This window comes from Longimicrobiaceae bacterium (assembly GCA_035936415.1).
GTDB lineage: Bacteria > Gemmatimonadota > Gemmatimonadetes > Longimicrobiales > Longimicrobiaceae > JAFAYN01.
The window spans coordinates 1-8,926 of sequence record DASYWD010000167.1 but is presented as its reverse complement, the minus strand read 5'-3'; the positions used below and the strand labels follow the sequence as shown (position 1 = coordinate 8,926).

The 8,926-nt window shown below is 74.0% G+C and carries 8 protein-coding genes; 5 read left to right on the top strand and 3 right to left on the bottom strand.

The features are described from left to right. Positions 1-602, bottom strand: a 602-nt coding sequence (locus VGR37_06275) for a PAS domain-containing protein (protein ID HEV2146987.1), incomplete at its 3' end; no start/stop codon positions are given. 296 nt (positions 603-898) lie between these two features. Here VGR37_06275 and VGR37_06270 point away from each other — a divergent pair. The 3 genes from VGR37_06270 (at position 899) to VGR37_06260 (ending at position 4,047) form a co-directional block, all read left to right on the top strand. Beyond that, positions 899-1,486 carry a ferritin-like domain-containing protein gene (locus tag VGR37_06270; protein HEV2146986.1) on the top strand — a complete coding sequence of 196 codons (588 nt, stop codon included), beginning with the start codon at positions 899-901 and terminating at the stop codon, positions 1,484-1,486. Between the two features lie 134 nt (positions 1,487-1,620). After that, positions 1,621-2,772, top strand: coding sequence for an amidohydrolase family protein (locus VGR37_06265; GenBank protein ID HEV2146985.1), 1,152 nt, complete (start codon positions 1,621-1,623; stop codon positions 2,770-2,772). Between the two features lie 15 nt (positions 2,773-2,787). Further along, a complete protein-coding gene (locus VGR37_06260; protein ID HEV2146984.1) occupies positions 2,788-4,047 on the top strand; it encodes an FAD-dependent oxidoreductase in 1,260 nt (419 codons plus the stop codon). Between the two features lie 47 nt (positions 4,048-4,094). On the opposite strand, the gene VGR37_06255 is transcribed toward VGR37_06260, so the two are convergent. Both VGR37_06255 and VGR37_06250 read right to left on the bottom strand, forming a co-directional pair. After that, positions 4,095-4,835 (bottom strand): Crp/Fnr family transcriptional regulator, encoded by a 741-nt coding sequence (locus tag VGR37_06255; GenBank protein ID HEV2146983.1) that lies wholly within the window; start codon positions 4,833-4,835, stop codon positions 4,095-4,097. A gap of 65 nt (positions 4,836-4,900) precedes the next feature. Next, on the bottom strand, positions 4,901-5,371 hold the full coding sequence (locus VGR37_06250; protein ID HEV2146982.1) for a response regulator: 471 nt from the start codon (positions 5,369-5,371) through the stop codon (positions 4,901-4,903). 195 nt (positions 5,372-5,566) lie between these two features. Here VGR37_06250 and VGR37_06245 point away from each other — a divergent pair, with 195 nt between their 5' ends. Both VGR37_06245 and VGR37_06240 read left to right on the top strand, forming a co-directional pair. Continuing rightward, positions 5,567-6,907: an erythromycin esterase family protein gene (locus tag VGR37_06245; GenBank protein ID HEV2146981.1), complete on the top strand. Its 1,341-nt coding sequence runs from the start codon at positions 5,567-5,569 to the stop codon at positions 6,905-6,907. 12 nt (positions 6,908-6,919) lie between these two features. Further along, a partial coding sequence (locus VGR37_06240) for a cation:proton antiporter (protein HEV2146980.1) occupies positions 6,920-8,926 on the top strand: 2,007 nt, incomplete at its 3' end.

Sequence of the window (8,926 nt, the reverse complement as noted above, 5' to 3'; positions counted from 1 at the left end):
GCCTCGGCCGGGGCGGGCGCCGCCTCCGCCTTCGCGCGGCGCACGGGGCGGAGGGTCAGCCGGAGCTCGTCCACCACGCCGGAGCCGCCCCGGGACGGGGTCGCCGTCACCTCCACCCGCACCGGCTCGCCGCCCCGGGGCGCCAGCCGGAGCTCCCACCCGTCCATGCGCTCCGTCTCCCGTACCCAGGGGAGCTGCTGGCGGAAGGCGCGGCGGTCGTCCTCCGGGACGAAGACCGCCAGCGGCTTCCCCTCCAGCGACTCCGCACGGAGACCCAGGAGCGCCCCTGCGGCGCGGTTCCCCTCCCGGATCACCCCGTGCGTGTCGACGACCAGGTAGGCGTCCGGGGCCCCCTCGAACAGCTCCCGGTACCGCCGCAGCTCGCCCTCCACCCCCTCGCGCGAGGACGCCAGCCCGTCGGCCTGCGCGCGCAGCTCCTCCTCGCTCACCCGCAGCTCCTCCAGCGTGGACGCCAGGTGCAGGAGCGACTCCTGTACGATCGGGCGGCCCCCGTCGCCCACCGTCCGCGCGCGGGTGGCGAGGTCGTCCAGGCGCGAGGAAGTCGCGTCGATGTACCGGCTGATGCTGGCGAGGGTCTTCATGCTCTTCGCTGCGGCTGGTGAGCCCGCCGACCCGCGGGAAGGGGCCGGCGTACTGCGGAACGGCAGGGATCCGCGCCCGAAACAGACGGCGCAGACGTCGCAGGTTTGCGCAATTCGTGGACCATCCGCGTTCGGCCCGGGGTCCGGGAGCAGCACGCCTTAAACTCGGCACCTGCTCCCCTCCCCACGCGGCGCCGGGTCGGGCGTTCCGGGCATCCGACTTGCTCCTTCCGCACCGCCCGACTCGCGGGGAGAGAATTGCAGCGAAAGGACATACGAGGCCCGACGGAGCGACCATGCGCGAAGACGAGACCATGCCGGACGACGCGGAGCTGGTAGCCGAGCTGAACGACCTGCTCCAGCTCGACCAGGACGCCGTGGGGGCCTACACCCTGGCCATCCAGGCGCTGCCGATGGACGCCTACCGGGAGGCGCTGACGCGCTATCGCGCGGACCACGAGCGCCACGTGGCCGAGCTCCAGGAGCTGATCCGCAGCTACGGCGGCACCCCGGTGGCGATCCCACACCTCCCCACCGGCGTGTTCAAGCTGGCGGTGCAGGCGCTGGGCGACCTGGGCGACCACGGCGCGGTGCTCGCCGCCTTCAAGACCAACGAGGGGCAGGTGCGCGACAAGTACCGCCGGCACGCCGACCGCCTCCACCCGCCGGACGTGGACGCGGTGGTCCGCCGCGCCGCCGCCGACGAGGAGGAGCACTACCGCTGGGCGGCGGAGATGCTGGAGCGGCTGGGCATGGGCCCCGGCACGCTCCCCGGCACTGCGCAGCAGGCGGCGGAGCGGGTGCCCGGGACCACCGCCGACCTGGTGGAGCGCGCCGAGCGCGCCGTGATGGAGGCCGCCGAGAGGCTGCGGCGCGGCGGGTGAGCCCGTCCGCCACGGACACGACTCCCGAGGAGGACCGATGAAGAAGCCGATCTCGCCTCGCGTGCACGGGGTGCTGGACTACGCCACGCCGACCGCCGTGGTCGTCGCGCCGACGGACCGGGAATGAGCGCCGCATGCTGACGCTGATCGAGAACGGCGACGTCTACACGCCGGAGCCGGTGGGGAGCCCGTCCATCCTCCTCACCGACGGCAGGATCGCCAAGGTGGGGGAGGTGGACCGGCGCGCCGTGGAGGCGCTGGGGGTGGAGTGCGAGGTCGTCGACGCCACCGACTGCCTGGTGGTGCCCGGGTTCATCGACCCGCACCAGCACCTCCTGGGGGGGAGCGGCGAGAAGGGGTTCAGCAGCCAGACGCCGGAGTTCTTCGTGAGCGAGATCGTCCGCTGGGGGATCACCACGGTGGTGGGGGTGCTGGGGGTGGACACCACCATGAAGACCATGCCCGGCCTCCTCGCCAAGGTGAAGGGGCTGAAGGAGCAGGGGCTCAACGCCTTCGTCTGGACCGGCGGCTACGACGTCCCCCCCACCTCCATCATGGGGTCGGTGCGGGACGACCTCATGTTCATCGAGGAGGTGATCGGCGCCGGCGAGATCGCCATCTCCGACCTGCGGGGGATGGACCCGCCCGTGCAGGAGCTCGCCCGCATCGCCACCGACTGCTACGTGGGCGGGATGCTCGCGGGGAAGGCCGGGCTCACGCACTTCCACGTGGGGGAGAGCGACCGCCGGCTCGCCCCGCTGCGCGAGCTGCTGGACGGCTACGACGTGCAGCCCGAGTGGCTGTACGCCACGCACGTGGAGCGCAGCGAGAAGCTGATGCGCGAGGCCGTGGAGCTGGCGAACCGCGGAGCGAGCGTGGACGTGGACACGGTGGAGGAGGACCTGCCGAAGTGGCTCCGCTTCTACCTGGACGAGGGGGGCGACCCGGAGCGGATCACCGCCTCGTCCGACGCGGGGACCAACAGCCCGCGCGTGCTCTACGAGCAGGTGCGCCGCTGCGTCGTGGAGGAGGGCTTCCCCATGGAGCAGGCGCTCTCGCTGGTCACCCGGAACACGGCCCGCACCCTCAAGCTGCAGGAGAAGGGGGTGCTGGAGAAGGGGCGGATGGGCGACGTCGTGCTCCTGGAGAAGGGAACCCTGGAGATCGTCCACGTCCTCTCCAGGGGGGTGTTCATGGTCCGCGACGGCTCGCTGGCGGTCCAGGACCGGTTCCTGGAGGGGAGCAACCGCGAGATCCACCTGCGCGGGGAGAAGCTGGACGCGTAGCACGAGAGGAGGAGGATGAACGACCGAGCTTTGCAGGAGACGGTGCGCGTCGTGGGCTACCAGTGGTCGCCGCAGTCGCACGAGGTGCGCGACTTCCTGGCCCGCAACGGCGTGCCCTACCGCTGGATCGACCTGGAGCGGGGCGCGGGCGGGCGCGCCCTGCTGGAGGAGGCGGGCGCCCCGGCGGACCGTCTCCCGGTGCTGGTGTTCGGGGACGGGAGCTGGCTGGCCGACCCCACCGACGTGGAGATCGCGGAGCGGATCGGGCTGCACACCGAGGCGGAGCGCCCCTTCTACGACCTGATCATCGTGGGCGGCGGGCCCGCGGGGCTGGCCGCCGCGGTGTACGGGGCCAGCGAGGGGCTGCGGACCCTGATCGTGGAGCAGGAGGCGCCCGGCGGGCAGGCGGGGCAGAGCGCCGCCATCGAGAACTACCTCGGCTTCCCGGAGGGGCTCTCGGGGGCGGAGCTGGCCCGCCGCGCGGTCGCCCAGGCGGAGCGCTTCGGGGTGGAGATCCTGTCCGCGCGGCGGGTGGCGCGCGTTCGCGCCGTGGGAGGGTACCGCCACGTGGAGCTGGACGACGGCGAGGAGCTGCGCTGCCACGCCGTGATCCTGTCGATCGGGGTGGCGTGGCGCATCCTGGACGCCCCCGGGTGCCCCCGGCTGGTGGGAGCGGGGGTCTACTACGGCGCCGCGGGCGCGGAGGCGCACGCCGTCGGGGGGCGGGACGTCTACCTCCTGGGCGGTGGGAACTCCGCCGGGCAGGCGGCCATGCTCCTCGCCCGGTATGCGCGCAGCGTCACCATGCTGGTGCTGGAGGACTCCATCGAGGAGCGCATGTCGCAGTACCTGCTGGAGCGCATCCGCGCGACGCCCAACATCCACGTGCGCACCGGCCACACCGTGGCGGAGGCGCACGGCGAGGGGCGGCTGGAGCGCATCACCATCCGCGACGTGAAGACCGACGAGACCGAGTCCGTGGTGGCGCACGCGCTCTTCGTCTTCATCGGCGCCGTCCCGCAGACCGGCTGGCTGGAGGGCACCGTGGAGCGCGACGACCAGGGCTACATCCTCTGCGGCGCCGAGATGCTGCGCGACGACGGCCCGCCCCCGGAGTGGCCGCTGGACCGCGACCCCTACCTGCTGGAGACCAGCGTCCCCGGGATCTTCGTGGCGGGCGACGTGCGCGCCGGCTCGGTGAAGCGGGTCGCCTCCGCGGTGGGGGAGGGCTCCATGGCCGTCACCTTCGTGCACCAGTACCTGCGCGACCGGTAGGGGCCACGGCAGGCCCCTGCCGGTTCCCGCACTTCGCACTCACGCACTCACGCACCGTCCAGCGGGCTCGGCCACTCCACGCCCTCCACCAGGCGGGCGAACTCGCTGCGGATGATCGCGTAGCACTCGCAGCTCACGCGCTCCAGCCCGGGGCGGTCGAGGATGGTGAGGCGGCCGCGGCTGTACTCGATGAGCCCGGCCGCCTGGAGCCTCCCCGCCGCCTCGCTGACGGTGGCGCGGCGGACGCCGAGCATCTGCGACAGGATGAGGTGCGTCAGGTGGAAGGCGTCTCCGTCCACCCGGTCGTGCGTAAGCAGGAGCCAGCGGGCGCAGCGCGCGTCCAGCGGGTGCTTGCGGTTGCAGGCGGACGACTGCGACAGCATGGTGAAGAGCGCCTGGGCGTAGCGTCCCAGCAGGTCGAAGAGCACTCCCCCGCCGCTCACCTCCGCCCGCAGCACGTCGGCCGCCATGCGGTGCCCGTGCCCCGGCACCTGCACGAACATCTCCCCGGCCATGCTCCCGGCCCCCAGGAACACCGCGAGCCCCGCCATCCCGTCGCTCCCCACCGTCGCCGTCTCCACGGCGGACCCGTCCAGCATGACGGCGACGATGGAGACGATCCCCTCCTCCGGGAAGACGACGTGCCCGATGGGGCGGTTGGGCTCGGCCACGACCTGTCCCAGCTTCAGCTCCACCGGCTCCAGCGCGGGGCGCAGCCGCTCCAGCACCTCCTCCGGGAGCCCGGCGAGGATGCGGTTGCGGAACGGTGGGCGGGGAGCTTCTTCCATGGAGCGTCCTTCGACCTGGGGGTGCGGTGCTGCGAGCGAGCGCTCAGCCGCGCGGGGCCGCCCCGTCAGGCCCCCCGCCGGGCGAGCACCCGCTGCAGCTCCGCGAACAGCTCCGCCCCGCGGTACGGCTTGCCCAGCGAGCCCGCGAACCCGGCGGCGGCGAGCGCGTCCGCTCCCGGGAGGCGGAGCCCCGACGTGGCGATCACCGGGACCGCGGCCGTGTCGGCGTGCTCCTTCAGCGAGCGGACGGTGTCCAGCCCGCTCATCACGGGGAGCACCAGGTCCATGAGGACCACGTCCGGGCGAAGGCGGCGGGTCAGCGGGAGCGCCTCCTCCCCGAGCTCGGTCTCCGCCACCCGGTAGCCCTCCTGCTCCAGGAGCGCCCGGACCGCGCTCCGGATCCAGGGGTCGTCCTCCACCAGCAGGACGAGCGGGACCGCTTCCGCCGGATCGCCGCCGGTGCCACCTCGCTCGGCCGCGTCCTGCCCGCCGCCGCGCTGCGCGGCATCGGGCGCGGACTCCTCCACCAGCGTCATCGTGTTACGTCCAGGGGGAAGACGTCGGGAAAGGGACACCCCCAGCAACGCAATCGCGGTGCCAGGCCCCCCTGGTGATGGCGCCATATGTTCCGCGGCCCGGTTCCTGCCGTGCCACGGCTCCCCGACGCATCCGCGGCCGGGAGCAACGGAACCGGGAACACCATGCTGTACCGACGTTTGCACCGATCGCTCGTGCTCGCTGCCGCCGTCCTCCTCCCGCTCGCGGGGTGCGCGGGTGGGAACGGGGGGAGCGCGCTTCCCACCGACCCGCCGCCGGATCCCGGCGCGGTGGCCGCCGTGCGCCAGGCGGCGGTCCCGCTCACGGGCGCGCCGGGGGACCTGGACGCGCTCATGGCGATGGTGGGCGACGCCCGGGTGGTGCTGCTGGGCGAGTCCACCCACGGCACGCACGAGTTCTACGCCGAGCGCGCCCGCATCACCCGCCGGCTGGTGGAGGAGAAGGGGTTCACCGAGGTGGCCGTGGAGGGCGAGTGGCCCGCCGCGGCGCGCGTGGACCGCTGGATCCGCGGCGCGGGGACGGACCCGAACGCCGCGCAGGCGCTCTCCGGCTTCACCGAGTTCCCCCTGTGGATGTGGCGGAACGCCGAGGTGCGCGAGCTGGTGGAGTGGATGCGCGCCCACAACGCCGCCCTCCCCGCGGGCGCCGCCCCGGTGCGCTTCCGCGGGCTGGACGTGTACTCGCTCTTCACCTCCGCCGACGAGGTGGTCCGCTACCTGGAGCGGACCGACCCGGCCGCCGCCGAGCGGGCGCGCCGCCGCTACTCCTGCTTCGCGCGCTTTCGCGGGAGCCCGCAGGCCTACGGCCAGGCGGTGGAGGCCGGCTCCGCCCCCTCCTGCCAGGCGCAGGCCGCCGAGCAGCTGGCCGAGACGATGGCCCGGACGGCGGACGCCGCCGGGGCGGACGACCTCTTCGGCGCGCAGCGGAACGCCTCGGTGGTTGCCGGCGCCGAGGCGTACTTCCGCGGGCTCTTCGAGGGGGTCAACACCTGGAACCTGCGCGACCGCCACATGATGGCCACGCTGGAAGCGCTCCTCGCCCGCCCCGCGGCCGACGGGCGCCCCACGCGCGCCGTCGTCTGGGCGCACAACACCCACGTGGGCGACGCTCGGGCCACGCACATGGGCGAGCGGGGCGACCTGAGCCTGGGCCAGCTCGCCCGGGAGCGCCACGGGGAGGGCGCGGTGCTGGTGGGCTTCACCACCTACGACGGGCGGGTCATGGCCGCCCGCGAGTGGGGCGCCCCCGGCGAGGAGCGCGACGTGCGTCCGGCGCTCCCCGGGAGCTTCGCGGCGCTCTTCCACGAGGCGGGGATCCCGGCCTTCTTCCTCCCGCTGCGGGGCCGGGGCGCGGACGACCCGCTGGCCGCGCGGCGGCTGGAGCGGGCCATCGGTGTGGTGTACCTCCCCGCCTCGGAGCGGCAGAGCCACTACTTCCACGCGGTGCTCCGCGAGCAGTTCGACGCGGTCGTTCACCTGGACCGCACCCGCGCGGTCCGTCCCCTGGTCCGCTGAGCGCCCCCGCACGTGCTCCTCGCCACCAGCACCCCGGCGGAGCTGTTCCGGCTCCCCCTCGCCGACCCGGTGATCGTCTTCGCCATCGCCACGGCGAGCTTCGTCCTGGCGCCGCTCCTCTTCGAGCGCTTCCGCGTCCCCGGGATCATCGGGCTGATCGTGGCAGGGGCGGTGGTGGGCCCCAAGGGCCTGGGGCTGCTGGAGCGCGACGAGACCATCGTCCTCCTGGGTACTGTGGGGCTCCTGTACCTGATGTTCGTTGCCGGGATCGAGATCGACCTGCACGGCTTCAGCCGCAACCGCGACCGGAGTCTGGCCTTCGGCGCCGCCACGTACCTCATTCCGCAGGCGCTGGGGACGGGGGTCGGGATCGCCCTGGGGTTCTCCTGGGCGGCGAGCATCCTCCTGGGGAGCATGCTGGCCTCGCACACCCTGGTGGCGTACCCGATCGCCAGCCGCCTGGGCATTTCCAAGAACACCGCCGTGACCGCCGCTGTGGGGGGGACCATCGTCACGGACCTAGTCGCCCTGCTGGTGCTGGCGGTGGTCGCCGCCTCCACGGAGGGGGAGCTGGACGCCGCCTTCTGGGCCCGGCTCATGGGGTCGCTGGCGGTGTTCGCCGCGCTGGTGATGCTGGGCCTACCGCGGCTGGCGCGCTGGTTCTTCCGCAGCGAGGAGGACGGCGAGACGGGGGCGTACGTCTTCGTGCTCGCCTCCCTCTTCGCCGCCTCCACGCTGGCGCTGCTCGCGGGGGTGGAGGCAATCATCGGCGCCTTCCTGGCGGGGCTGGCGCTCAACCGCCTCATCCCCGAGGGCTCCCCGCTCGCCAACCGCATCCACTTCTTCGGGAACGCGCTGTTCATCCCCTTCTTCCTCCTCTCCGTGGGGATGCTGGTAGACGTGCGGGTCTTCGCGGGGGGCGCGCGGGCCTGGCTGGTGATGGGCGGGATGACGGTCACGGTGATCGCCGGGAAGTGGGCCGCCGCCCGGCTCACGCAGCGCGTCTACGGCTACTCCCCCGAGGAGGGGTGGACGATGTTCGGCCTTTCCGTCCCGCAGGCCGCCGCCACCCTCGCCGCCGCGCTGATCGGCTACCGGATCGAGCTGTTCGACGCCACGGTGCTCAACGGCGCCATCATGATGATCCTGGTCACCTGCACGCTGGGGCCCTGGGTGGTGGAGCGGTACGGCCGGCGGCTGGCGCTGCGCGAGGCGCTGGAGCCGTACCGCCCCGACGAGGCCCCGCAGCGGATCGTCGTCCCCCTGCCCGACGAAGAGAGCGCCGAGCGCCTCCTGGAGCTGGCCTTCCTGGTCCGCGCGCCCGGCTCGGCGGAGCCGCTCCGCCCGCTCACGGTGGTCCCCCCGGACGGGACCGGCGCGGCGGCGCGGGTGGCCGCGGCCGAGAAGGTGCTCCGGCACGCCGCCGTCTACGCGGCCGGCGCCGACGTCCCCGTGGATCCGCTCCCCCGGCTGGACCGGAGCGTCGCCGGGGGGATCGCGCGCGGGATGGCGGAGACGCGCGCCACCACCGTGGTGGCGGGGTGGGACGGGCTGCGGAGCCGCCGCTCCGGGATCATGGACGAGGTCCTGGACCAGCTCCTGGAGCGCACGGAACAGCTCGTCCTCGTCGCGCGGCTGAAGACGCCGCTGAACACCGCGCGGCGGCTGGTCCTGGTGCTCCCGCCGCACGTGGACCGGGCCCGCGGCTTCTACGGCGCGGTGGGCGTCGTCAAGCGCATCGCCGGGCGGCTGGGCGCGGGGGTGGCGGCGCTCGCCGTGGGGGGCGACGCCGATCGCTACCGCGGGCACCTGGAGGCCGTCCCGCCGGAAGTCCCGATCGACGTGGAGGCGGTCCCCGGCTGGGACGCCCTCCCCGCGGCGCTCGCCGCGACGCTGCGCCCCGACGACGTGGTGGTGCTCGTGGGCGCCCGCCGCGGGACCGTGGCCTGGGAGCGCGAGCTGGACCGGCTTCCCCGGCGGCTCGCCTCGCTGGCGCCGGAGAACCTGCTGGTGCTCTAC

Excerpts from the sequence above, each read along its gene's own strand:
- VGR37_06270 (HEV2146986.1), top strand. The coding sequence starts at position 899 with ATGCGCGAAGACGAGACCATGCCGGACGACGCGGAGCTGGTAGCCGAG.
- VGR37_06265 (HEV2146985.1), top strand. The coding sequence starts at position 1,621 with ATGCTGACGCTGATCGAGAACGGCGACGTCTACACGCCGGAGCCGGTG.
- VGR37_06260 (HEV2146984.1), top strand. The coding sequence starts at position 2,788 with ATGAACGACCGAGCTTTGCAGGAGACGGTGCGCGTCGTGGGCTACCAG.
- VGR37_06255 (HEV2146983.1), bottom strand. The coding sequence starts at position 4,835 with ATGGAAGAAGCTCCCCGCCCACCGTTCCGCAACCGCATCCTCGCCGGG.
- VGR37_06250 (HEV2146982.1), bottom strand. The coding sequence starts at position 5,371 with ATGACGCTGGTGGAGGAGTCCGCGCCCGATGCCGCGCAGCGCGGCGGC.